This window comes from Parvimonas sp. KA00067, assembly GCF_001553085.1.
GTDB classification, from domain to species: domain Bacteria; phylum Bacillota; class Clostridia; order Tissierellales; family Peptoniphilaceae; genus Parvimonas; species Parvimonas parva.
The window spans coordinates 160,117-183,971 of the sequence record NZ_KQ960152.1 but is presented as its reverse complement, the minus strand read 5'-3'; the positions used below and the strand labels follow the sequence as shown (position 1 = coordinate 183,971).

Below are 23,855 nucleotides of genomic sequence, written 5' to 3'. Positions count from 1 at the left end.
TCTTCAGTTTCTTTTACTGTTTCTTCAGTTTCATTAGAATCTTCTACTTCTTCAGTTTTATTTTCTTCAAGAAGTGCCTCTTCCATAAGTCTATCTTCTTCTTCCATTGTTTCATAATCAATTTCGATTGATTTATAAACTTTCATACCTGTTCCAGCAGGGATAAGTTTACCTAAGATTACATTTTCTTTTAATCCTAATAAACCATCTGCTTTTCCTTTGATAGAGGCATCAGTTAAAACTCTAGTTGTTTCTTGGAATGATGCAGCTGATAAGAAACTTTCAGTAGCAAGAGATGCTTTTGTAATACCAAGAAGTACATTATCAAATGTAGCACCCATCTTGTCTTCATTTAACATTTCTTTGTTTACAGCCTCAACTTCTCTAAATGGAACTAAACTTCCTTCTAAGAAGTTAGTATCTCCTGAAGTATCAATTCTAACCTTTGATAGCATTTGTTTAATAATAATCTCAATATGTCTATCATCGATATCTACCCCTTGGCTACGGTAAACTTTTTGAACTTCTTTAGTGATATATTCTTGAACGCCAGTTGGTCCTTTGATAGCTAAAATATCATGTGGATTTATAGAACCTTCAGTAAGCATATCACCTGCTTTAATTTCCATTCCATCTTTAACTTTAATTCTAGCTCCATAAGGGATAGCGTAAATTCTTTCATCACCATCTTCAGCTGTTACAACTATATCATATCTCTTCTTATTGTCAACTAATTTTACAGTTCCGTCTATTTCAGTTATATATGCAAGTCCTTTTGGCTTTCTTGCCTCAAAAAGCTCTTCCACACGAGGAAGACCTTGAGTGATTCCAACGCCAGCGATACCACCAGAGTGGAATGTTCTCATTGTAAGCTGAGTACCAGGTTCCCCAATTGATTGAGCAGCAATAATACCAACAGCCTCCCCAATATCAACCGGATTTCCTGTTGCAAGGTTACGTCCATAACATTTTGCACAAACACCATGTTTTGCTTTACAACCTAAAACAGAACGAACTTTTAATTCAGTAATTCCAAGTTTTTCAACTTTTTCTGCAAGAACTTCAGTAATCATTTCATTTTTACGAATTAATATTTCTCCAGTAGTTGGATTTAATACATCTTCGAATGAATATCTCCCTACAATTCTATCTGCAAGTTTTTCAACAACAGCATTTCCGTCTTTGAAATCTTTAGCTAATACATATTCATCAGTACAACAATCATCTTCTCTAACAATTACATCTTGTGAAACATCTACAAGTCTTCTTGTTAAGTAACCGGAGTCGGCAGTTCTAAGCGCTGTATCTGAAAGTCCTTTTCTTGAACCGTGAGTTGAAATAAAGAACTCTTGAACAGAAAGACCTTCTCTAAAGTTTGCCTTGATAGGAATTTCTACGATTCTACCAGTTGCAGAACTCATAAGTCCACGCATACCGGCTAACTGTCTAATTTGGTTAATATTACCTCTGGCTCCGGAGTCCGCCATGATTGAGATACTGTTTGTAGGGTCTTGTCTTGAAACAAGTATTTTTGTAATATCTTCAGTCGCTTTTGTCCAAACGCTGATTACATATTCATATCTTTCTTGTTCAGAAACTAAACCATCTTTAAATAATTCTTCATAAGTTGCAATTTTTTCTTCTGCCTCTTTAAGAATTCCCCATTTTTCTTCCGGAACAATTACGTCATTCATTGAGATTGAAATAGCCCCAATAGTTGAGTATTTATATCCAGTTGATTTTATATAGTCTAATACTTCGGCAGTCTTGATATTTCCATGTTTTCTAAAACATTTATCTACAATTTTACCAAGCATTTTTTTATCGACAAGTTTATCAACTTCTAGTGAGAATTTATCTTTACTTCTATCAACAAAACCTAAGTCTTGTGGAATATGTTCGTTGAAGATAAATCTACCAACTGTTGATTTTACAATTTGACTTTCTCCTGTTTCTTCATCTCTATATAAAACATTAACTGTATCGTGAATTTTAACATTCTTTGTAGAATAAGCCTTAAACATTTCATCATAATCCATAAATGAACGAACAGCTTGTTCTTCAACAGTTCCACTTGTTAAATAGTATGAACCAAGTACGATATCTTGGGCAGGAGTTGTAATTGGCTTACCGTCTTTTGGAGCCAAAATATTATTTGTTGAAAGCATCAAAAGTCTTGCCTCTGCTTGTGCCTCTGTTGATAGAGGTAAATGGACAGCCATTTGGTCGCCATCAAAGTCGGCATTATATGCAGTACAAACTAAAGGATGCAATTTTATAGCTTTTCCTTCAACTAAAACAGGTTCAAACGCTTGAATACCAAGTCTGTGAAGAGTCGGTGCTCTGTTTAAAAGTACAGGGTGGTCTTTGATAACTTTATCTAAGATATCCCAAACATTTGAATTTAATCTTTCAACATATTTCTTTGCACTCTTAATATTATGAACAACTCCATCTTCAACTAATTGTTTCATAATGAAAGGTTTGAATAATTCAAGTGCCATTTTCTTTGGAAGTCCACATTGGTGGAATTTCAAATCAGGCCCTACTACGATTACAGAACGTCCTGAGTAGTCAACACGTTTACCAAGTAAGTTTTGTCTGAATCTTCCTGTTTTGCCTTTTAACATATCTGATAGAGATTTAAGTTCTCTATTTCCTGCTCCTGTTACAGCTTTTCCATGTCTTCCATTATCAATTAATGTATCCACAGCCTCTTGTAACATTCTCTTTTCATTTCTCATAATGATTTCCGGAGCATGAAGTTCGATAAGTTTTTTAAGTCTGTTATTTCTATTTATAACACGTCTGTATAAATCATTTAAGTCTGAAGTTGCAAATCTTCCACCTTCAAGTTGTACCATAGGTCTTAAATCAGGTGGAATTACAGGAACAACATCAATAATCATCCATTCAGGTCTGTTTCCTGATTTTCTAAATGCCTCACAAACTTCAAGTCTTCTTGAAAGTCTGATTTTCTTTTGACCTGTTGCATCTACAAGACCTTTTTTAAGTTCTTCTGAAAGCTCATCTAAATTAATATTTTCCAAAAGTTCTTTAACAGCCTCAGCACCCATTCCAACTCTGAAATTTTCAGAACCGAATTTTTCACAAGCCTCACCATATTCACCTTCAGTTAATAATTGTTTAACATAAAGGTCAGTGTCTTTTGCATCAAGTACAACATAATTTGCAAAATATAATATTTTTTCAAGTGCTCTAGGACTCATATCTAATATAAGTCCCATTCTTGAAGGTATTCCTTTGAAATACCATATATGAGAAACCGGAGCAACAAGTTCTATATGACCCATTCTTTCACGTCTAACTTTAGATTTTGTGATTTCAACTCCACATTTTTCACATACATTTCCCTTGTATTTTATTCTCTTGTATTTACCACAATTACATTCCCAGTCTTTAACCGGTCCAAAAATCTTTTCGCAGAAAAGTCCATCTCTTTCCGGTTTTAATGTTCTATAATTTATGGTTTCAGGTTTTTTAACTTCTCCTCTTGACCAACTTCTAATTTTATCAGGTGAAGCCAAGCCAATCTTCATTGCATCAAAATTATTTAATTCCAACAAGGAGTTCACTCCCTTCCTCTATGTTATTGCTCAATATCTTCTTCTATAAATATTTCTTCTTTTTCTTCTTTTGGACTGTTCTTTCCTTTTTCATCTTTATCTTCTAAAAAGCTAAGGTCAAAACCGTCAAATTCTTCTTCATTTCCACTTGATTTTTCATAGAATGAATCAAAGTCGAATTCTTCTTCCTCTTCTTCATTTTCATATTCTTCATTTAAAACAAGTTGAGCTTTTATTTCATCAGAATTTTCTCTAAGTTTAATTTCTTCGCCCTCTTCATCAATAAGTTTAACATCTAAACATAATGATTGTAATTCTTTCATAAGAACTTTAAATGATTCAGGAATACCTGGTTCAGGAATATTTACACCCTTAACGATTGATTCATAAGTCTTAACTCTACCTACAATATCATCACTCTTAACAGTAAGCATTTCTTGTAGAGTATGGCTTGCTCCGTACGCCTCTAGCGCCCAAACTTCCATTTCTCCGAATCTTTGTCCACCAAATTGTGCTTTACCACCAAGCGGTTGTTGAGTAACTAATGAGTATGGTCCGATAGACCTTGCGTGAATTTTTTCATCAACCAAGTGGTGAAGTTTTAACATATACATATAACCAACAGTTACAGGATTGTCAAACTCATCTCCAGTTCTACCATCTCTAAGTCTTATCTTTCCGGATTCAGGACAACCTGCAAGTCTTAACGCATCAAGTACATCAAAATCACTTGCTCCGTCAAATACCGGTGTAGCAACTTTCCAACCAAGTCTTTTAGCTGCAAGTCCTAAATGAACTTCAAGCACCTGTCCAATGTTCATACGAGAAGGTACCCCTAGTGGATTAAGAACTATTTGTAATGGAGTTCCGTCAGGTAAGAATGGCATATCTTCTTGAGGCATAATTCTTGAAATAACCCCTTTATTACCATGCCTACCACACATTTTATCCCCTACATTAATCTTTCTCTTTGTAGCTACATAAACTCTAACTACTTCATTTACTCCAGGTGGTAATTCATCTCCATTTTTTCTGCTATAACATTTAACATCTACAACTATACCAGTTTCTCCGTGAGGAACTCTTAAAGAAGTATCTCTAACTTCACGAGCCTTTTCTCCAAAGATTGCTCTTAAAAGTCTTTCTTCAGCACTTAACTCAGTTTCTCCCTTAGGTGATACTTTACCAACTAAAATATCTCCTGAATTAACTTCAGCACCAATTCTGATGATACCATTTTCGTCTAAGTTCTTTCTCATATCTTCACCGATATTTATAACATCTCTTGTGATTTCTTCAGAGCCTAATTTAATTTCACGAGCCTCACATTCATGTTCTTCAATATGCAATGAAGTTAAAATATCATCTATAACAAGTTGTTCATTTAACAGCATCGCATCTTCGTAGTTATAACCTTCCCAGTTCATGAATGCCATTAAAATATTTTTACCAAGTGCAATTTCTCCATTTTCAGTTGAAGGCCCATCAGCAATGATATCTCCAGCTTTAATTCTGTCATTTTCATTTACAATAGGTCTTTGGTTAATTGTTGTACCTTGGTTTGAACGTTTGAATTTAAGTAATCTATACTTATCAACAACATTATCTAAATCTCTTTTTATATGAATTTCATCACTATCAACTTTAGTAACAATTCCTGAATTTTTAGCAATAATAACAACACCACTATCTCTTGCAGCTTTATACTCAATACCAGTTCCTACAACAGGAGCCTCAGTAACAAGTAGTGGCACTGCTTGTCTTTGCATGTTAGAACCCATCAACGCACGAGTCGCATCGTCGTTTTCAAGGAAAGGAATCATCGCAGTACCTACAGATACAATTTGTTGTGGAGAAACGTCCATAAGTTGAATCATATCTCTTGGATAAATATCATTTTCGCCATTAATACCACGACCACTAACTCTTTCGTTTACAAAACGACCATTTTCATCAAGTGGCTCATTAGCTTGAGCGATAATAACTTCATCTTCTTCATCTGCAGTTAAATAAACAATATCCTTTGTAGCAATTCCGTCATTTACAACACGATATGGAGTTTCTATAAATCCATATTCATCAACTCTTGCATAAGTTGTAAGAGAAGTAATAAGACCGATATTTGGACCTTCAGGAGTTTCTATCGGACAGATTCTTCCGTAGTGGCTTTCATGAACGTCTCTAACTTCGTATCCCGCTCTATCTCTGCTAAGACCACCAGGTCCTAATGCTGATAATCTTCTCTTATGAGTAAGTTCTGCAAGTGGATTGTTTTGGTCCATAAATTGTGATAACTGTGAAGAACCGAAGAACTCTTTTAAAGACGCAACAAGAGGTCTAATATTGATTAAACCTTGCGGAGTTGCTAAGTCAGGGTCTTGAGTTGACATTCTTTCTCTAACAACTCTTTCCATTCTTGACAAACCAATTCTAAATTGATTTTGTAAAAGCTCTCCAACAGCTCTAACTCTTCTATTTCCTAAATGGTCAATATCATCACAAATTCCAAGACCATAGAATAAGTTAAATTCATAACTTACAGTAGCCTCAATATCATCACGAGTTATATGAGTTGGAGAAAGTTCTTTAACTCTATTTCTAACAGCTCTCTTAACTTGTGTTTCATATTCTTCGCCTTCATATTCTGATGCAGACTCTAAAATTTCCATCATAACAGGATAGTAAATTTTTTCTGAAAGTCCGTTACATTTGATATCAAAACCTAATTCAAACGCACTAATATCAACAAAGTGGTTACCGGTTACGATAATTTCCTTATCCTCAACCTTAACGTGAACTCTCTTATATCCTGCATTTTCAATTTTTTCAGCAAGTTCTTCTGAAATATATTCTCCAACACTTGCAATTTTTTCCATTTCGCCAAATTTATCTGTCTTAAAAATATCTTCAGCTAAAATAGTTCCAACTAATCTATTTCTTAAAGCTAATTTCTTATTGAATTTATATCTACCAACTTTTGCAAGGTCATATCTTCTTGGGTCAAAAAGTAAATTATGTAATAAACTTTCTCCACTTTCAACAGTTGCCGGGTCTCCCGGTTTTAACTTTCTATAAATTTCAAGAATAGCCTCTTGATAACTCTTTGATATATCTTTTTCCAAAGTAGTATGAAGTTCTTTAATATCTCCGAAGTTTTCAATCATTTCTTCATTTGTTTCATATAACAACGCTCTAATCATAGTTGTTATAGGTAATTTTCTAGTTCTGTCGATACGAACACTAACAACACCATTAGTATCAGTATCATATTCTAACCAAGCACCTCTATTAGGAATAACTGTTGAAGAAAATAGTTTATTACCAGACTTATCAATTTCTTCACCATAATAAACGCCCGGACTTCTAACAAGCTGACTTACAATAACTCTTTCAGCACCATTGATGATAAAAGTTCCATTGTCAGTCATTAAAGGAATTTCACCCATAAAAACTTCTTGTTCCTTAACTTCTCCGGTATTATTATTTGTCAAACGAACATCAACCTTTAGAAGTGTAGAATAGTTCATATCCCTATCCTTACATTCTTGTTCCGAATATTTTGGAGCGTTTTCTAAACGATAATTTAAAAATTCCAACTTCATAGCCTCAGAATAATCTCTGATTGGACTAACATCGTCAAAAACATCTCTAATACCTTGCTTAATAAACCAATCATAACTCTCAGTTTGAATAGCAATTAAGTTTGGAAGATCCAAAACATTTTGAATCTTTGAGTAACTAACCCTTTCTGTGATTCCATACTTTTCAGTATGTGTCATAAAACTTCACCCCTTTGAAAAATTAAAAAAGATAAAAATACATATTATCCCACTATTACATTATTATCTTTAAATTTTACCAGATTTTCTGTAAAATGTAAAGCCTTTTTTTGAAATTTTTTCATTTTTTAGGCAGAAATTGACCTTTGAACCTGATCATTTTAATTTCATATTATGAATACTTTAATTAAATACTATATTATGGTATAATATAGTTCAATAAATTACTATTTAATATTAATCTAAAGGAGGCAGTTATGAGAAAAAAATGGATGAATTATTTAGTAACCACTTTATTAGTATTTTTAATTATATTTGATTTCAACAACCTTTCCACTATTACAATTACTTGTATGGCAATAGCAATAGCCTTTAATTTATACGATTTATTTAAAGATAAATTTTAATTTAATTTCAGAATCAAAAAAGGAAGTAATTTTTATCACTTCCTTTAATTTTTTTATTTATTTTCGAACTTTGACTCCAGTTCTTTTATTGTATTATTTAATTCATCTATTTTTGAGAACATTTCTTCATTATTTTTCTTAATTGTTTTCTCCGCACTATAAATAGAAAATACAATTGCACAACATTGTATAGATATTAATGCCAAAATTGTTATTTCTGAATTAGACATATAAAGACCTCCTTATATTACATCAATGTCATTATACTAATATAAAATCAAATAAATTATCTCTCTACTCTTACACCTTAATTCTATACTTGTAAATGAAATTTGTCAATACTGATTACTGTGTTTTAAAAAAATATTATTATAATTTTTTCCTAAGTTCATATGCTGAATATTTTATATCCGTTCCTGATTTAATAAATTCAGTTTCTTTAAAAATCTCAAATCCATTCTTAAAACAAATCTTCAGAGATGAAATATTTTCTTTTGCAACTAATGTGTTTATAATTTCTGCATTATATAATTTTAAGAATTCACACAAACCATTAACAAGTTCTGTTCCATAACCTCTATTCCATTCAGTTAGCTTTATCGAATATCCTATGCCCCATATTTTCTTACTCTTTTCAACTTCAAAAGCACAAGCAGTTCCTATTATTTCATCATTTTCTTTTTTAAAAACTGAAAAATAGAAATCGTCAGTCCATTTTTTCGAATTTTCCAACTCATCTTTCAATATATCTCTAAGTTCTTCTCCATTTTTGTAAAATGGATCACACATATATTTTCCGGATATTTCATTTCCCCATTCTTTCGCTGCGTAATCACAATCGGAAAACTGCATATCTGCTATATTCAATCTTTCTGTATAAAATCTAATATTCCTCATAGCATCACCTAAATCATATATTTATATAAATAATATATACATACCACTTGCAAAGCAAAAAACAACGGAACTAAAATTTTAAATTTTAATTTTTGAGTTTTGTGTCTAAATATTTGCATGGATAGAAAAGCACCGATAGAGCCGAACAAAAAAGCTGATAATAATAAGCTATTTTCTGAAATTCTATTCTTGCCTTTTATAGCTTTTCTTTTATCAATATAAAATATTGTAAAAGATATTAAATTTATTATAAAAATTATAAAAATCAACAATTTATAGTTGTTTAACAAACTACCCAAAAGTAAATATAATATGAAAAAAATTCTCATATACCCTCCACAATCCAAAAAAGTCGTAACTCAAAAGAGCTACGACCTTATTTAGTTAGCCTCTATTATATTTTTTAATGTATGCCAAGCAAGAACTGCACATTTTACTCTTGCAGGCATTGTAGAAATATTTTGAAGAGCTATTGCATCTTTTAGCTTTCTAAGCTCATCTCCCTCAAGGCCTTCTGTAATCATAGCCAAGAATGTTTCACAAAGCTCTTTTGCCTCGTCTAAACTCTTTCCTTTTACTAAGTCAATCATAAGTGATGTTGATGCTTGAGAAATAGCACAGCCAACTCCAACATAAGAGGCATCTTTTATGATTCCGTCCTCAATGTCAAGTTGTAATGTAATTTCATCTCCACAACTAGGATTATGTCCTTTTTCTTCGTGAGTTGGGTGTTGTAAGTATCTCTTATTTTTAGTATTTCTACTTTCTTCTGTTATTATTTCCGTATAAATTTCTCTAATGTCCAAGATGTAATATTCTCCTTACTTCTTTTAGTTTTTCAATGAAATATTCTACTTCTTCTCTAGTGTTATAGAAAGAAAAACTTACTCTGCAAGTTGCATTTTCATTCAAATATCTATGCAAAGGCTCTGCACAATGATGTCCGCTTCTTATTGCAATTCCAAAACTGTCAAGTATTGAAGAAACATCATGAGGATGTGCATCTTTTACATTAAAAGCTATTACAGGACATCTATTCTCTTTTGTTGTAGTATAAGTCTTTACAAAATCTAACTTTTTCATTTCTTCAAAAGCAAAATCCATAAGTTCTTTTTCTATCTTTTCTATATTTTCAAATCCAATTTCTTCTAAATAGTCGATAGCTGTTCCAAGTGATGCAACTGCCCCAACATTTTGTGTTCCCGCCTCAAAACGACCGGCAGGTAAAAGATAAGTTGAATAATCTTCATAAACATATTCTATCATATCTCCACCAAAAAGGAATGGATTCATTTCTTTTAAAACTTCAAATTTTCCATAAAGTACGCCTACACCCATTGCACTAAGCATTTTATGTCCGGAAAAAACTAGAAAATCTGCGTCCAATTCTTGAACATCAAGCTTTTTATGTGCAACAATTTGTGATGCGTCAAGCAATACTTTTGCTCCGTTTTTATGAGCAATTTCAACGATTTTTTTAACATCAGGCATTGTAGCAACTACATTTGATGCACAAGTTATACAAACTAATTTTACTTTTTTTGAAATTTTTTCTTCAAAAGATTTCATATCAAGTTGAAAATCTTCATCAAGATAAATATAGTTAAGTTTAGCACCTGTTTTTTCAGTTAAAAATTGCCAAGTACATAAATTACTATGATGCTCCATAATGCTAAGCATTATTTCATCATCTTTTTGTAAATTTTTAAGTCCATAAGCATAAGCGACTAAATTAAGTGCCTCACTTGCATTTTTAGTAAAAATTATTTCAGTAGTTCTCTTTGCATTAAGAAAATTTTTAACTTTCTTTCTAGTTCCCTCATAAATTTCAGTCGCAGACATACTAAGGTAATGACTACCTCTGTGAGGACTTCCATTTTGATATGAGTAATAATTTGTTATGGTATCAATAACAGCTTGTGGCTTTTGGCTTGTGGCTGCATTGTCAAGATAAATAACTTTTTTACCAACTTTTTCTTCGTTTAAATATGGAAAATCTTTTCTAATTTCAAGAACAGTTTTAGTCATATTATACCTCCGCAAGTTTTTCTGCTAAAGTTGTATAAACTCTCTTTCTTACTTCTTCATTATCTATTAAGTCGATAACTTCGGCAAATTGTGATTCTAAGATTAATCTCTTAGCATCTGACTCACTAAATCCACGACTCATAATGTAGAATAATATATCTTCATCAATTTTTCCTGCACTTGCTGCATGAAGTCCTTCAACATCATCTTCAGTACAAAGTAGGATTGGAACTGCAACATTTCTTATATCATCAGAAAGTAATGTTACATACTCTTGTTCTGATCCTTTTGACTTTGATGAGCCACGTTTGAAGTCGATAGTCGCTCTACAAATTTTTTCTGCCTTATCAGTTAAAGCTCCTTTAACAACTAAAGCGTATTTTGTAGAATTTCCTCTTTGATTTGTAATATAATTAAAATCTAATTTTTGTTCTTTCTTACCAAAATATATTGAACTGACATTAACATTTGAATCTTTTTCAACAAGGTCGCCTATATAAGAAACATAGTTTCCTCTACCGCCTAAATCTACTTGAACGAATTCAACATTTGCTCCCTCTTTAACTTTGTAGTAAACACTTTGAATACTCAAAACATCTAAAGAAAATCTTTGAGAGATACAAATTTTTACATTACTATTTTTTCCCGCCTCAACTTCAATGATTGAATGTCTAAAGCCTTCAAAATTTTCTTTTGTAAAATAGTCCAAGTTTAAATTTAAAGTTGAATTTTCACAAGCCTTTATCTTTATAATATCAACTAATTGATTATTTTCTTTATTTAATTCCAACTCAACAACTTTATTTAGAGCATTATCTTTAGTTGAAACAAAATCCATTTCTAAATTTTTAAAAACTTTTAAAGTTTCAGTTAATTCTTTAGAAAATGAAAATTCTTCATAAGAAAAATCAAGATTTTTCTTTTCACAATTCATTAATGAATAAGCCTTTGGCTCTAAATTAGGTAGTGTTACCTCTGTATTATTAACTCTCGCCTTGTTCCAAGTATTACTTGGTATAAAATTTCCTCTCATACAGACACCCCCTAACCAATAGTTCCTTCAAGTTCAAGATTAATCAAAGCATTCATTTCAACTGCATATTCCAAAGGTAATTCCTTTGCAATAGGTTCAGCAAAGCCTCTAACAATCATAGCTTTTGCCTCTTCTTCAGGAATACCACGACTCATTAGGTAGAAGATTACATCATCATCAATTCTACCAATCTTCGCCTCATGTCCTAAGTCAATATCTGAAGTTTGAATATCTATAACCGGAATTGTATCTGACTGAGATTCTTGGTCTAACATTAAAGATTCACAAGTTACAGTTGATTTACATCCCGGACAATTTGGTTTAACACTTACAAGTCCTCTGTAAATCGCAACTCCTCCGCCTTTAGAGATAGACTTTGAATTGATTGATGAGCTTGTTCTTGGAGCTGCATGAATTACTTTTGCTCCGGTATCAAGATATTGGTCTTTACCAGCAAAAGTTATTCCTGTAAATTCACTCTTTGCGCCTTCTCCTCTTAACACGCTCATAGGGTATAACAAGCTTACCTTTGAGCCAAATGAACCTGAAACCCATTCAATAGTTCCGTTTTCATCAACAATGGCTCTCTTTGTATTTAAGTTATACATATTTCTTGACCAGTTTTCTATTGTAGAATATCTTAAAGTTGCATTTTTCTTTACAAAAAGCTCAACAGCACCGGCGTGAACATTTAATACATTGTATTTCGGTGCAGAACAGCCTTCAATGAAATGGCAATATGCACCTTCTTCAATAATAATTAAAGTATGTTCAAATTGTCCGGCTCCAGGAGCATTAAGTCTAAAATATGATTGTAATGGGATACTAACATTCACTCCCTTAGGAACGTAAACGAAAGAGCCACCACTCCAAACTGCATAGTGTAATGCAGCATATCTATGGTCCTCAGGTTTTATACAAGTCATAAAATATTCTTTTATTATGTCAGGATATTCTCTTACAGCTGTTTCAAAATCTGTATAGATAACTCCTTGATTTTTCATTTTCTCAGTTAAGCTGTGGTAAACAACTTCACTATCATATTGAGCTCCAACACCTGAAAGTTCTCTTTTGTATTCAGCCTCAGGAATACCAAGTGCATCAAAAGTCCCCTTAATATCTTCAGGTAACTCATTCCAATCTTCACTCATCTTTGCATCAGGACGAATGTAAGTTGTAATTTCATTTATATCAACAGGAGATAAATCAGGTCCCCAATTTGGATTTTTAGAATTTTCAAAAACTTCTAATGCTTTAAGTCTAAATTCCAGCATCCATTCAGGTTCATTTTTCTCCTTAGAAATTTGCATAACAATATCACGAGTCAAGCCTTTTTCAGTTTTTGAATAATATCTTACCTCGTTTTTTATATCATAGACACCTCTGTCCATTTCCTCTACTTGTGTTTTTTTTCTTTCTGATGTCATAACTACACCTCTTGTTCAATCCAAGCATAACCTTCATTTTGAATTTTATCAATCAAAGATGCGTCAGATGTTTTAACTATTTTTCCATTGTATAGAACGTGAACATAATCCGGTTTAATTCTTGATAAAATCGCTCTATGGTGAGTTATAATCAAAATAGATTTATTTTCGTTTTTAAATCTTTCAACATTTTCAGAAACAATTCTAACAGCATCAATATCAAGACCTGAATCAGTTTCATCTAACATTACAAATGAAGGATTTAACATAACCATTTGTAAAATTTCTGCCTTTTTCTTTTCTCCACCGGAAAAACCGACATTCAAATATCTTTGAGAATAAGCTGTATCCATAGTTAAGCTTTCCATCTTTTCTTCAAGTTCTCTTTGAAATTCAACAACACTTTCTTTTTCTCCTGTTATTGACATTCTTGATGCTCTAATGAAATTAGAAACAGTAACTCCGGGAACTTCTTCAGGATTTTGGAAAGACATAAACATACCAAGTTTTGCTCTTTCGTCAGCTCTTAATTCGTTTATATTTTCTCCTTTAAAGATTATATCTCCACTTGTAACTTCATACTTCGGATGTGCCATAATTGAGTTAGTAAGTGTTGATTTACCGGCACCGTTAGGTCCCATAATAACATGAACTTTTCCCTCAAAAATATCCAAATCGATACCTTTTAAAATTTCTTTATCTCCAACATTAACATGAAGATTTTTAACCTCTAATATTTTCATATATATCTACCCCTTATAATAAGTATTTAAGCTCAGCTTATTTGTTAATACCCAAAGGGCAAGACAAATAAACTGAATATGTACAACCTTCAAATATTAAAGGTTTAAAAATTTCTAACTAATAAAATCGTCAATAGTCCGTTTTCAGAATAAGAAACAATAGCCTCATCAACCATAGAACCCAAAGTATCTATATTGGAACTATCACAACCGGTGCTACCAACCCCAACTAAAGTATCGTAATAATTTTCAAACTCCGGAAGTCTTACAGAATTTGAAATTCTGTTTAACTCTTCCAAGTCCTCAGGCTTTATCTTAACATTTCCTTCAGCAATAACAACTAAAGAATCTTTTTTTATCTTAAAATCTATTCTTAAATCTTGAACTCTTTTACTAAAATAGTAATGAACAAGTCCACTAACAATTAATTTAGCACAATTTTCTTCGTATTTTATAGTATTCAAAACAATTACTCTCCCTTTTCATCAAAAAATCTAGAATTTCTAATTGCCTCAAAAATCGGAACTAAAGTTGCGGCAACAAATCCACCGGAGAAACCATTATTATAAAGATTCAAACCTCCATGAAGAAGTCCTACACTTGAAACAATGGAAACGTGGCAAAAACCGGCAACCATTCCGGCAAATATTCCATATTCCCCTGCAACAGGAGCTAAGTTTGTAGCAAACAAAATCGTAACAGTTGCAGAAACACTATGTGGATCATAAATATTCAAAAAGTAGGCAATTAATGTTCCAACTAGAATTGGCAATACGTTTTTGATATGTTTACCGAAAATTCCAAACCCGAAAACAGTAAAAATTCCACCAAGAATTGGACCGTTTAAAGGCTGATTCATAAGTAAAACATAGGTAGTATATATAATTCCAAGAGTTGCCATATTAATCATACTGACACCCCTACCATAAATATTCCCAAAATCAGATGGAGCCCTACCACTATTCTTTAAAAGATTTCCCAAGTTTTTAAAACTAAAACCGTTTAAATAAAAACCTAGAGCAAAAACTATAAAGAAAAATATGTACATTATAATCGCTATTTGTAGATTTCCTTTACTAACTATATTTACATTTTTTACTTCCAAATAAAAAGATTTAAAAATACCTTGAATAAAAAGTCCTATAACACCACAAGTAAAACCGATATTATATAAACTATAACCTTGATGAAAACGTAAAAACGACGCCGAAAGAGCAGGAATAGCCATTCCAATCAAAATACCAACGGCATACGAAATTAAAAAACCTTTGACAAAAGGCAATCCAATACCAAAACAAATATAACTTACAACAGGCCCTAGAGCAGTACCAAACAAACTGTTCATAGTCAAAGTATTAAATTTCAATCCCTCGATTTTACCATAAAGATAAACACCAAAAGTTATAGGAATTGTGTTAAATAAATTTTTCCCAAAAAGAGAAAATCCGAAAAGTGTAAAAAGAGCAGCTATGATTGGCCCTGTTAGTAATTGCTTTCTTCTCCACAACACAAAAGATGCCAACAACATAAGCATTCCGGCATTCAAAAATGTCGCACCAATCCCCCCTACTGACATATAGTCTGTAAGCAAATGACTCGGTGATTGTAAAATTTTAATGTAACCATCTAAAATTTCTTTAGGACTATCAAAAAACAATCCAATTAACATTGCTAAAATAGAAAATATAAATATCGCATCATATCTATAATGGTTCTTTACATATATCTTTTCTCTACTCAATACTTTCCTCCAAAATTTTCTCACATATATTGTAACATATAAAAAAAGAAATGTGAACAGATAAAGCACTTAAATATAAAAAAGATTATAAATTTTAGTTACATCACAAAATTTATTTTACTTCTTGTCGATATTTATTATTAAAAATAGTCAATAAAGAACAATTATTTTCATAAAACAATAATCAATTAAATATAGTTTAGCAAGATAATTTAAAGATTTATTTATATTTAAAGACGTTTACGTCGCCAATAAAATTATACAACTTTTAATAATATTTTTCAAGAAAAAAATTATACTCTTAAAAAGATATGGTATATATTTTTTTATTAATTTATGATAAAATAAATATGAATTTACGATTCTTGTGTAAAAGAATATTTATTTCATCATATTTACCTATTTAAATTTATCAAAATGAAAATATGATAAAATAAATAAGGAGGTAATTTTATGAATTTTTTTATAAATAAATTTTTTTCTTCTATCAAAGAAGAATTTGAAAAAGTAGATAAAGAAAACGAACCTGAAAATAAAGAAAATTTTTTCCAATCTCATCAAAGAAAAAAAGTTAAAACAAACGGCTCTGTTTTTTTACCGAGTTTGATTTTTATGATTTTGGTTTCTTCTATATATTTTTATATAGCATTACCAATAATAAATTTTAGACATATTTCTTTTTACTTTTTTCTTGGAATTATTGCAATTAGCTTTGTTATTTTTTCAAGTATGTTGGAAGATATAAAAAATATAAATGATAAATTTAGTAAAAGTCTTAGAAAAATTTTACTATATGTTTTGGGAATATCAGTAGGATTTTATGGTTTTGCATTTTTAATATCTTCTCCGGTTTTTAATGCAAAAAAATATTCTGCTCTAATAAACAAACAAGAAGGAATTTTTAAAGACGACGTAAAGCCTATAAACTTTAATCAAATTCCGGTTGTTGACAAATCAACTGCCGAAAGATTGGGCTCAAGAAAACTTGGAGAAATCGGTGGAGATTTAGTTTCACAATACGACATTGACCCGACATATCCACAAATAAATATTAAGGGCAAGCCTTTTAGGGTAACTCCTCTTACTTATTCGGGAATTGTTAAATGGTTTGTAAACCAATCAAAGGGTCTTGGACACTATGTTTCTGTTGATATGGCAAGTCAAGATACAAAACTTGTAAAACTTGAAAAGCCTATTTTTTACAGTTTTTCAGATAAATTTAATAGAAATATAAAAAGACATATTCGTCTTAAAAGACCGACTTATATAATCGGAGAAATAAATTTTGAAATAGATGATGAAGGCAATCCTTTCTGGGTTGCATCCGTTCTTAAACCTACAATTAATTTAGTAGGAGGTATGGATGTTAACAAGGTTTTAATCGTAGATGCAAATTCCGGAGAAATTAAGGAATATGATAAAAAAGATGTTCCTGCTTGGGTGGATAGAGTTTATCCTGCAGAAATGATTGAAGAACAATTAACTTATAACGGTGTTTACAAAAATGGTTTTATAAATAAATATATAAAGCAAACAGGTGTTACAAAGCCGACTAAAGGATATAATTATCTTTCTATCGGAGAAGATATTTATTTCTATACAGGTATAACTTCCGTTCTTTCCGACAAATCAAATATAGGTTTTGTACTTGTAAATATGAGAACGAAGGAAACAAAATTCTATCCTGTTTCATCAGCAGAAGAATTTTCAGTTATGGAAAGTGCAAAGGGTAGCGTTCAAGAAAAAGGATATTCTTCAACATTCCCTATTCTAATAAACTTAAATAACAGACCGACATATTTTATGAGCTTAAAAGACGGTGCAGAACTTACAAAACTTTTTGCACTTATAGATGCACAAAAATATCAAAGCGTTGCAGTCGGTAGCGATATAAACGAAGTAGTTAAAAACTACAACAAATTAAACGCAGACTTAATCGACCCGAGTGTAGATAACAATTCTGCAGTCGAAAGAACAATTAAGGAAATAAAAGCCGTAAACATTGAAGGAAACACATTCTTCTACTTTACAACCAAAGAAGATAATTTAATATATATCGCCGGAGTTTCAGTTTCAAACGATTTAATCTTCGCAAAAGAAAATGACAAATTTAAAATTTCAGGCTATAAAAACGAAGACGGAACATTTAATGTTACAGGCGTAAAAAAATAAGTATTTTAAAAGGTTATGCGCGGGCATAACCTTTTAATTTAATTCCAATTAAAATTTCTAATTGAATCTATCCAATCATACATTTTACCATTTCTTGTTTTCATAATATTTTAATCCATAGAACTTTTTAATCCTGATTCTCCCCAAGGATTCCAATAGTACTTATCTTTCTCATACCCATACACAACCATAGCACGAAAACCTTTGGGGTTATTAAAATTTCTACCTCCAGCATAAATCATTCTATAATTACATATTTCATCCATTATATCTCTAGCCCTAATATCTTTAGAAAATTCATAAGATAAAATCCTAGCACCACATAAGCTACACACCAAGGTTTATTATCTTGAGATTTTTTTAGATCCATGGGCAAAATCTTTTCTACAGGATAATTTGAAGATCTTAAAGCGGGCTTCTCGTTAATATTTCTAACCTTTATTTTTAACAAAGGCTTACTTATATCAGAATATATGGCATCTTTAAAACTTCTAAAACCTTGTTCTTCAATTTTTACAATATCAAGAGTATCAGCACCACCAGTAGAACTATACTTTGTCTCAAATCTATATTTCCCAGTTTTTTTATTTAAATCATCTATTACTTTCATGAAATCTTTATCTGTACTCGCAGCCCATGTCAATTTCCCTGTTTTAGGATTCTCAAAAACATCAAGCACTTGTACACAATTACCTTTTACATAAATAGGAAATTTAGTAGCTATAAACTTATCTTCATCAACGCTATATATTCCATAAGGTTCCCCAACAATAATATCAGAACCTAAAAATTTTTTTAACTCATCTCTTCCAAAAAAATTTTCCCAATTATTTCTTATATAATCTAAAATCTCATCACTATACTCTCCTCTCTCAACTTGAAGAGAATATTCATTATTTTCACTAGCAAAAATTGTTTTATTACTAAAATTTAAACAAAAAGCTATTAAAATAATTAAAATATATCTTAAGAATTTTTTCATGACTTCATCTCCTAACTTTATTCGAAATATAATTATAAAAAACTTAAAACAATAACTAATAAATTTATTTATCTCTGTTCTTATACCTCTTAGGATTATTACACTTCATAAAAATCATCCTACATAATAAATATATCAATTAATTTTATTCAAAATAACACTTTATTGTATTTTATCATATAAAATTAAATTTGTCAAATATTTAAACTTTTCCACTGCGTTAAAATATCTAATTTATTAAATTCACTATTTTAAAATTCTTATATAATTTTCCCTTCCATTAGGAAAATTCTAAAATCAATCTCCCCATTTCTTCCATTCCACAATATTTCATAATTAGTTGGAGTAAATCCTGCATTTTTGAAATAATTTTCCATTTCCGCTCTTGAAAAACCATCATGTCCGTCAAAGTTTGGAAAATCTTTATGAAAATCTGGAGAAACTGTATCTAAATCCATTATAATGATTTTTCCATCATCTTTTAAATGTTCTTTTAACAATTTAAGCTCTGCATCAACATCAACAATATGATGAAAAGCAGTTAAACTATAAATAAAATCATATTTTTTATCTGAATTTTCTAAAAATTTTTCATCATTTATACTTATATTTTCTATTTTCATTTCATTGATTCTCTTTAAAGATTCCTCTCTCATCTTTAAAGACATATCCATGCAATCTACCTCTTTTAAGTCTTTAGAAAACAAAGTTGCCAAAAGTCCATCGCCTGAGCCTATTTCAAGAGCCGTTTTTTCTTTAAGATTTTCCCCTAAATACTTAAACATTTTTTCATAAATAGTAAAGGTACGATTTTCTCTTTCTTTAGTATTCCAAACCTTAGCCACTTCATCAAAATAATTATTACTCATATAACCTCCTATTTTGTATGTCTAGAAAGCCAAGGAATACATCTGTTGACTCTTTTACAATAAGCAATATATTCATCTCCAAAAATTTCTTTAAGCCATACCTCTTCCGTTTTCTTAACCAAAACAGTTAAAAGTCCCCAATAAAGCGGAATTGTAAACAAAAAATATAAATTATTTGAAATAAAACTAGCTCCCCAACAACAAAACATAAATGCAGAGTAAATTGGATTTCTAACAAAAGCAAAAACTCCAGTTGTAACTAACTTCATCTCTTTTACATTTCTTGAAATTTTTGACTGAAAAACAGCGCTGACCCAAAGTACAATCCCAACAAGCATACATACAATACCTATAATCATAAAAGGAATTTTTAAAAACGGAACAATTCCACTTTTGAAATATCCTTTATTTTGTAAAAATACCAAAATATTTGTTAAGATTATTATAATACCCACATAAATAGGTCCAATTCCTAAAATCGATAATTTTTCTCTTTTCATAATTTACTCCTTATAATAGTAACTATAATAAATATAACACAAAGGATAAATAATATCAACAAAAAAATTACACAAAAAAAGAATGTTCATATTTCTATAAACATTCTTATTTTCAAATTTAAAAACTATTTTGCATAGTCAACAACTCTTGTTTCCCTAATTAAATTAACTTTAATTGTTCCGGGATACTCAAGTTCTTCTTGTATTTTCTTAATTATTTCTTTTGAAGTTAATAACATCTTATCTTCATCAAGAATTTCCGGTTTAACCAATACTCTTATTTCACGTCCAGCTTGAATTGCAAAAGATTTTTCAATTCCTTCGAATGAATTTGCAATAGCCTCAAGATTTTCTAAACGTTTAATATAATTTTCAACTGATTCACGTCTAGCACCAGGTTTTGCAGCTGAGATAGCATCTCCTGCTTGCACCAAAAGTGCTTCAACAGTTGAAGGTTCAACATCATTATGATGTGCTTCAATACAATGGATAACTTCACGTTTTTCTTTGTATTTCTTAGCCATCTGAACACCTAATTCTACGTGATTTCCTTCCATTTCGTGATCTATAGCCTTACCTATATCATGTAATAGACCACCTCTTTTAGCAATCTTAACATCAGCTCCTATATCAGCAGCTAACATTCCAGCCATATGAGCAACTTCTATTGAATGTTTTAAAACATTTTGTCCATAAGAAGTTCTGTATTTTAATCTTCCTAAAAGTTTTATAAGTTCAGGGTGTAATCCATGAATATTAGTTTGATCACAAGCATCTTCACCTGCGATTCTAATACTATTTTCAACTTCTTGTTTTGATTTTTCAATCATTTCCTCAATTCTAGTTGGGTGGATTCTTCCGTCATTAATTAATTTTTCAAGTGCAAGTCTTGCAATCTCTCTTCTAACAGGGTCAAAAGAAGATAAAACAACAGCTTCCGGAGTATCGTCGATAATCAAATCTACTCCTGTCAAACTTTCAAATGTTCTTATATTTCTTCCCTCTCTACCAATAATTCTACCCTTCATTTCATCATTAGGTAAAGTTACAACACTAACCGTAGATTCTGCAACATGGTCTGCTGCATATCTTTGAATAGCAGTTCCAATAATATATCTGGCATTTCTTTCTGCATTATCTTTTGCATTTTGTTCAATCTCTCTTATAATATTTGCAGCGTCCTTTATACTTGCTTGTCTAACTTCTTCAAGTATAATTTCCTTAGCCTCTGCTGATGATATATTCGCAACCCTTTCAAGTTCTTCTTTTTGTTTTTCAACTAATTTTTCAATTTCAGTTTCTTTAACTTCTAAAGCTTTCAATTCTTTATTTAAACGTTCATTTTTCTTATCCAAATTTTCATTTTTCTTATCTAAATTTTCTTCTTTAGTAATCAAACGACGTTCTAACTTTTGAATTTCATTTCTTCTTTCTCTATTTTCCTTATCGCTTTCTTGTTTAATTCTATGCGCCTCTTCCTTAGCCTCAACTAATTTTTCTTTCTTTTTAGTTTCAGCCTCCTTAACCGCATCTTCAACAATTTTTTTTGCATGATTTTCGGCACCGCTTATAAGTTTTTCAGAAGTCATTCTTCTAAAAACATAGCCAACAACAGCACCAACAATCAAGAAAATAGGCATCATTAAAAATTCCTTTGGCATTAGTTTCACACCTCCTCATATTAAATTTTCAAGTTACAATTATCAAATTATTATTCCTTAAAATTAAACGTGATTTCTCACAATTACTATTTTACAACTTTTTTTACTTTTTGTCAATTTAAAATATTTAACAAATAAATATCCACTTAAAACAAAAACTTCGTAAAAAATAATTTTAAACGAAGTTTTTATAACAAAATATTATTTATTTATCAAATCCGGTTTAAATGTTGGAACCATATCTTTTAATATATCTGTAATATCTTTTTTATCCAAAGTGTTTTTAACTTTATCAAGTCTTTCAAGACCGTCTTTTAGTGCTTCTACATCATGAACTATCGGTTTTTCTATAAATATTTTTTCATACTCAGTTGCTACTGAATTTTCCAAATTTAATAGAAGTTCTTCATAAAGTTTTTCTCCCGGTCTAAGTCCGGTAATCTTTATATCAATGTCCTTATAAGGCTCAAAGCCTGAAAGCCTGATAAGATTCTTAGCCAAATCAATTATCTTAACCGGTTCACCCATATCAAGTATAAAGATTTCTCCACCTTTTGCTATTGCTCCGGCTTGTAATACAAGTTGACAAGCCTCAGGAATAGTCATAAAGTATCTTATTATATCCTCATGAGTAACCGTAACAGGTCCACCCTCTTTTATTTGATTTATGAAAAGAGGAATAACCGAACCGTTAGAGCCAAGAACATTTCCAAATCTAACTGCAACAAATTCAGTCTTTGATTTTTCATTAAAAGTTTGAACTAACATTTCACAAACTCTCTTTGTCGTTCCCATTACAGACGTTGGATTTACAGCCTTATCTGTTGAAATCAAAACAAATTTTTCAACGCCATGTCTATCACAGGCATTTAAAACATTTAGAGTTCCGAAAATATTATTCTTTATTGCAGAAGTTGAACTGTTTTCCATAAGTGGAACATGTTTATGTGCAGCTGCATGGAAAACTACATTAGGTTTATATTTTTCAAATATAATATCCATTCTAACTGCATCTCTTATAGATTCAATTTCTACAACCAAGTCCAAATCTTTATAATGTCTTAACAATTCCATTTGAATTTCGTAGGCATTATTTTCATAAATATCCAAAATTATCAATCTTTTCGGATTGAATTTTGCTATTTGCCTACAAAGTTCAGAACCAATAGAGCCTCCTCCACCGGTTACTAAAATTGTCTTATCTCCTAAGAAATCATTAAGTATCTCTTGGTCCAATTTAATTTCATCACGTCCAAGCAAATCCCCGATTTCAACATCTCTTAAATCTCTTACATTTAACTTATTATCGTCAATCAATTCATACATTCCGGGAATTATTTTTACCTTCATAGAAAGTTTTGAACAAATATCTGAAATATCCTTTTGAACTTCTCTACTAGCTGAAGGCATAGCTAAAATAACCTCATCAACCCTATATTCACTTATAGCTGAGATAATTTTTTCTTTTCCTCCGATAACAGGAATTCCCAAAAGTTCAGTTCCTATTTTATTTTTATCATCGTCAATAAATGCAACTACTTTATATCCAAGCTCTTTATGTTTTCTAAGTTCACTTAACATTAAAACTCCAGCATCTCCTGCTCCGATTATCAAAACCCTTTTAACCTTATCAACCGGAATAGAAAAAACTAAATTTTTTCTAGCTTGTGAAAGGTATCTGGTTCCTGTAACAAAAAACATATCTATTACAAATACAAGAGCTATAACGCTTCTTGGAAATCCAACATTCATTGAGATTAAAAACATTCCTGTAACTACATTTGCAACGGTTATGGCCATAAAAATTTTAAATAACTCTTTAAAATCAGCATATCTCCACATCGTTCTATAAAGTCCAAACAATACAAATATAATAATTTTTATTAAAATTATAGGAACTATCCACCTAACATACATATTCCAGTAACTAGTAGGAATTTTCCAATCAAATTTTAATAGAAAACCTAGATAGTAACAAAGATTAATTACAATTATATCCAATATCATCAAAAAAATTTTTCTAGCCATT

At 30.8% G+C, this 23,855-nt stretch carries 20 protein-coding genes; 2 read left to right on the top strand and 18 right to left on the bottom strand.

The features are described 5' to 3' along the window. Together rpoC and HMPREF3181_RS07165 are read right to left on the bottom strand one after the other, a co-directional pair. Positions 1-3,587, bottom strand: a 3,587-nt coding sequence (gene rpoC / locus HMPREF3181_RS07170; protein ID WP_068475096.1) for a DNA-directed RNA polymerase subunit beta', incomplete at its 3' end; no start/stop codon positions are given. A 23-nt stretch (positions 3,588-3,610) separates the two neighbouring features. Further along, on the bottom strand, positions 3,611-7,366 hold the full coding sequence (locus HMPREF3181_RS07165) for a DNA-directed RNA polymerase subunit beta (protein ID WP_068475093.1): 3,756 nt from the start codon (positions 7,364-7,366) through the stop codon (positions 3,611-3,613). A gap of 257 nt (positions 7,367-7,623) precedes the next feature. Between HMPREF3181_RS07165 and HMPREF3181_RS07770 the strand changes: the two genes are divergently transcribed. Beyond that, positions 7,624-7,773: a hypothetical protein gene (locus tag HMPREF3181_RS07770; RefSeq protein ID WP_156436008.1), complete on the top strand. Its 150-nt coding sequence runs from the start codon at positions 7,624-7,626 to the stop codon at positions 7,771-7,773. Positions 7,774-7,826: 53 nt separating this feature from the next. Here HMPREF3181_RS07770 and HMPREF3181_RS07765 read toward each other — a convergent pair whose 3' ends face one another. The 10 genes from HMPREF3181_RS07765 to HMPREF3181_RS07120 form a co-directional block, all read right to left on the bottom strand. Further along, positions 7,827-8,003 (bottom strand): hypothetical protein, encoded by a 177-nt coding sequence (locus HMPREF3181_RS07765; RefSeq protein ID WP_156436007.1) that lies wholly within the window; start codon positions 8,001-8,003, stop codon positions 7,827-7,829. 139 nt (positions 8,004-8,142) lie between these two features. Beyond that, entirely contained in the window at positions 8,143-8,670 is a 528-nt protein-coding gene (locus tag HMPREF3181_RS07160; RefSeq protein WP_068475090.1) for a GNAT family N-acetyltransferase, read from the bottom strand. Between the two features lie 8 nt (positions 8,671-8,678). Then, on the bottom strand, positions 8,679-8,999 hold the full coding sequence (locus HMPREF3181_RS07155) for a DUF1294 domain-containing protein (protein WP_156436006.1): 321 nt from the start codon (positions 8,997-8,999) through the stop codon (positions 8,679-8,681). Between the two features lie 51 nt (positions 9,000-9,050). Continuing rightward, positions 9,051-9,476, bottom strand: coding sequence for a Fe-S cluster assembly sulfur transfer protein SufU (sufU, locus tag HMPREF3181_RS07150; protein WP_068475087.1), 426 nt, complete (start codon positions 9,474-9,476; stop codon positions 9,051-9,053). Continuing rightward, positions 9,466-10,698, bottom strand: coding sequence for a SufS family cysteine desulfurase (locus HMPREF3181_RS07145; protein ID WP_068475084.1), 1,233 nt, complete (start codon positions 10,696-10,698; stop codon positions 9,466-9,468). Before HMPREF3181_RS07145 ends, sufU begins: the two co-directional genes overlap by 11 nt. A 1-nt stretch (position 10,699) precedes the next feature. Then, a complete protein-coding gene (locus HMPREF3181_RS07140; RefSeq protein ID WP_068475080.1) occupies positions 10,700-11,731 on the bottom strand; it encodes a SufB/SufD family protein in 1,032 nt (343 codons plus the stop codon). 11 nt (positions 11,732-11,742) lie between these two features. Continuing rightward, complete coding sequence (gene sufB, locus HMPREF3181_RS07135; RefSeq protein ID WP_068475078.1) at positions 11,743-13,158, bottom strand: Fe-S cluster assembly protein SufB; 1,416 nt, start codon at positions 13,156-13,158, stop codon at positions 11,743-11,745. A gap of 2 nt (positions 13,159-13,160) precedes the next feature. Then, positions 13,161-13,901 (bottom strand): Fe-S cluster assembly ATPase SufC, encoded by a 741-nt coding sequence (gene sufC / locus HMPREF3181_RS07130; protein WP_068475075.1) that lies wholly within the window; start codon positions 13,899-13,901, stop codon positions 13,161-13,163. Positions 13,902-14,005: 104 nt separating this feature from the next. Beyond that, positions 14,006-14,365, bottom strand: coding sequence for a hypothetical protein (locus tag HMPREF3181_RS07125; protein ID WP_068475072.1), 360 nt, complete (start codon positions 14,363-14,365; stop codon positions 14,006-14,008). A 5-nt stretch (positions 14,366-14,370) separates the two neighbouring features. After that, positions 14,371-15,642 carry a DUF1576 domain-containing protein gene (locus HMPREF3181_RS07120; RefSeq protein WP_068475069.1) on the bottom strand — a complete coding sequence of 424 codons (1,272 nt, stop codon included), beginning with the start codon at positions 15,640-15,642 and terminating at the stop codon, positions 14,371-14,373. A gap of 453 nt (positions 15,643-16,095) precedes the next feature. Between HMPREF3181_RS07120 and HMPREF3181_RS07115 the strand changes: the two genes are divergently transcribed. Next, positions 16,096-17,814 (top strand): hypothetical protein, encoded by a 1,719-nt coding sequence (locus tag HMPREF3181_RS07115; protein WP_068475066.1) that lies wholly within the window; start codon positions 16,096-16,098, stop codon positions 17,812-17,814. A gap of 110 nt (positions 17,815-17,924) precedes the next feature. Here the strand turns inward: HMPREF3181_RS07115 and HMPREF3181_RS07760 are convergent, their stop codons facing one another. The 6 genes from HMPREF3181_RS07760 to HMPREF3181_RS07090 form a co-directional block, all read right to left on the bottom strand. Beyond that, positions 17,925-18,080 carry a hypothetical protein gene (locus HMPREF3181_RS07760; protein WP_156436005.1) on the bottom strand — a complete coding sequence of 52 codons (156 nt, stop codon included), beginning with the start codon at positions 18,078-18,080 and terminating at the stop codon, positions 17,925-17,927. Then, positions 18,080-18,796: a hypothetical protein gene (locus HMPREF3181_RS07110; RefSeq protein WP_068475063.1), complete on the bottom strand. Its 717-nt coding sequence runs from the start codon at positions 18,794-18,796 to the stop codon at positions 18,080-18,082. The genes HMPREF3181_RS07760 and HMPREF3181_RS07110 overlap by 1 nt, the downstream gene beginning before the upstream one ends. Before the next feature lie 260 nt (positions 18,797-19,056). Then, positions 19,057-19,665 (bottom strand): class I SAM-dependent DNA methyltransferase, encoded by a 609-nt coding sequence (locus HMPREF3181_RS07105; RefSeq protein WP_068475060.1) that lies wholly within the window; start codon positions 19,663-19,665, stop codon positions 19,057-19,059. Between the two features lie 8 nt (positions 19,666-19,673). Then, positions 19,674-20,165 carry a methyltransferase family protein gene (locus HMPREF3181_RS07100; protein ID WP_068475057.1) on the bottom strand — a complete coding sequence of 164 codons (492 nt, stop codon included), beginning with the start codon at positions 20,163-20,165 and terminating at the stop codon, positions 19,674-19,676. Positions 20,166-20,290: 125 nt separating this feature from the next. Further along, positions 20,291-21,826 (bottom strand): ribonuclease Y, encoded by a 1,536-nt coding sequence (rny, locus tag HMPREF3181_RS07095; RefSeq protein ID WP_068475054.1) that lies wholly within the window; start codon positions 21,824-21,826, stop codon positions 20,291-20,293. Positions 21,827-22,027: 201 nt separating this feature from the next. After that, the gene (locus HMPREF3181_RS07090; RefSeq protein ID WP_068475052.1) at positions 22,028-23,854 is read right to left on the bottom strand and encodes a polysaccharide biosynthesis protein; all 1,827 of its coding nucleotides are present in this window, start codon (positions 23,852-23,854) and stop codon (positions 22,028-22,030) included. Between the last annotated feature and the right edge of the window lies 1 nt (position 23,855).

Bases quoted from the DNA above. Each gene is read 5' to 3' on its own strand.
- HMPREF3181_RS07165 (WP_068475093.1), bottom strand. From the start codon at position 7,366: ATGACACATACTGAAAAGTATGGAATCACAGAAAGGGTTAGTTACTCA.
- HMPREF3181_RS07770 (WP_156436008.1), top strand. From the start codon at position 7,624: ATGAGAAAAAAATGGATGAATTATTTAGTAACCACTTTATTAGTATTT.
- HMPREF3181_RS07765 (WP_156436007.1), bottom strand. From the start codon at position 8,003: ATGTCTAATTCAGAAATAACAATTTTGGCATTAATATCTATACAATGT.
- HMPREF3181_RS07160 (WP_068475090.1), bottom strand. From the start codon at position 8,670: ATGAGGAATATTAGATTTTATACAGAAAGATTGAATATAGCAGATATG.
- HMPREF3181_RS07155 (WP_156436006.1), bottom strand. From the start codon at position 8,999: ATGAGAATTTTTTTCATATTATATTTACTTTTGGGTAGTTTGTTAAAC.
- HMPREF3181_RS07145 (WP_068475084.1), bottom strand. From the start codon at position 10,698: ATGACTAAAACTGTTCTTGAAATTAGAAAAGATTTTCCATATTTAAAC.
- HMPREF3181_RS07140 (WP_068475080.1), bottom strand. From the start codon at position 11,731: ATGAGAGGAAATTTTATACCAAGTAATACTTGGAACAAGGCGAGAGTT.
- sufB (WP_068475078.1), bottom strand. From the start codon at position 13,158: ATGACATCAGAAAGAAAAAAAACACAAGTAGAGGAAATGGACAGAGGT.
- sufC (WP_068475075.1), bottom strand. From the start codon at position 13,901: ATGAAAATATTAGAGGTTAAAAATCTTCATGTTAATGTTGGAGATAAA.
- HMPREF3181_RS07115 (WP_068475066.1), top strand. From the start codon at position 16,096: ATGAATTTTTTTATAAATAAATTTTTTTCTTCTATCAAAGAAGAATTT.
- HMPREF3181_RS07760 (WP_156436005.1), bottom strand. From the start codon at position 18,080: ATGGATGAAATATGTAATTATAGAATGATTTATGCTGGAGGTAGAAAT.
- HMPREF3181_RS07110 (WP_068475063.1), bottom strand. From the start codon at position 18,796: ATGAAAAAATTCTTAAGATATATTTTAATTATTTTAATAGCTTTTTGT.
- HMPREF3181_RS07105 (WP_068475060.1), bottom strand. From the start codon at position 19,665: ATGAGTAATAATTATTTTGATGAAGTGGCTAAGGTTTGGAATACTAAA.
- HMPREF3181_RS07100 (WP_068475057.1), bottom strand. From the start codon at position 20,165: ATGAAAAGAGAAAAATTATCGATTTTAGGAATTGGACCTATTTATGTG.
- rny (WP_068475054.1), bottom strand. From the start codon at position 21,826: ATGCCAAAGGAATTTTTAATGATGCCTATTTTCTTGATTGTTGGTGCT.
- HMPREF3181_RS07090 (WP_068475052.1), bottom strand. From the start codon at position 23,854: ATGGCTAGAAAAATTTTTTTGATGATATTGGATATAATTGTAATTAAT.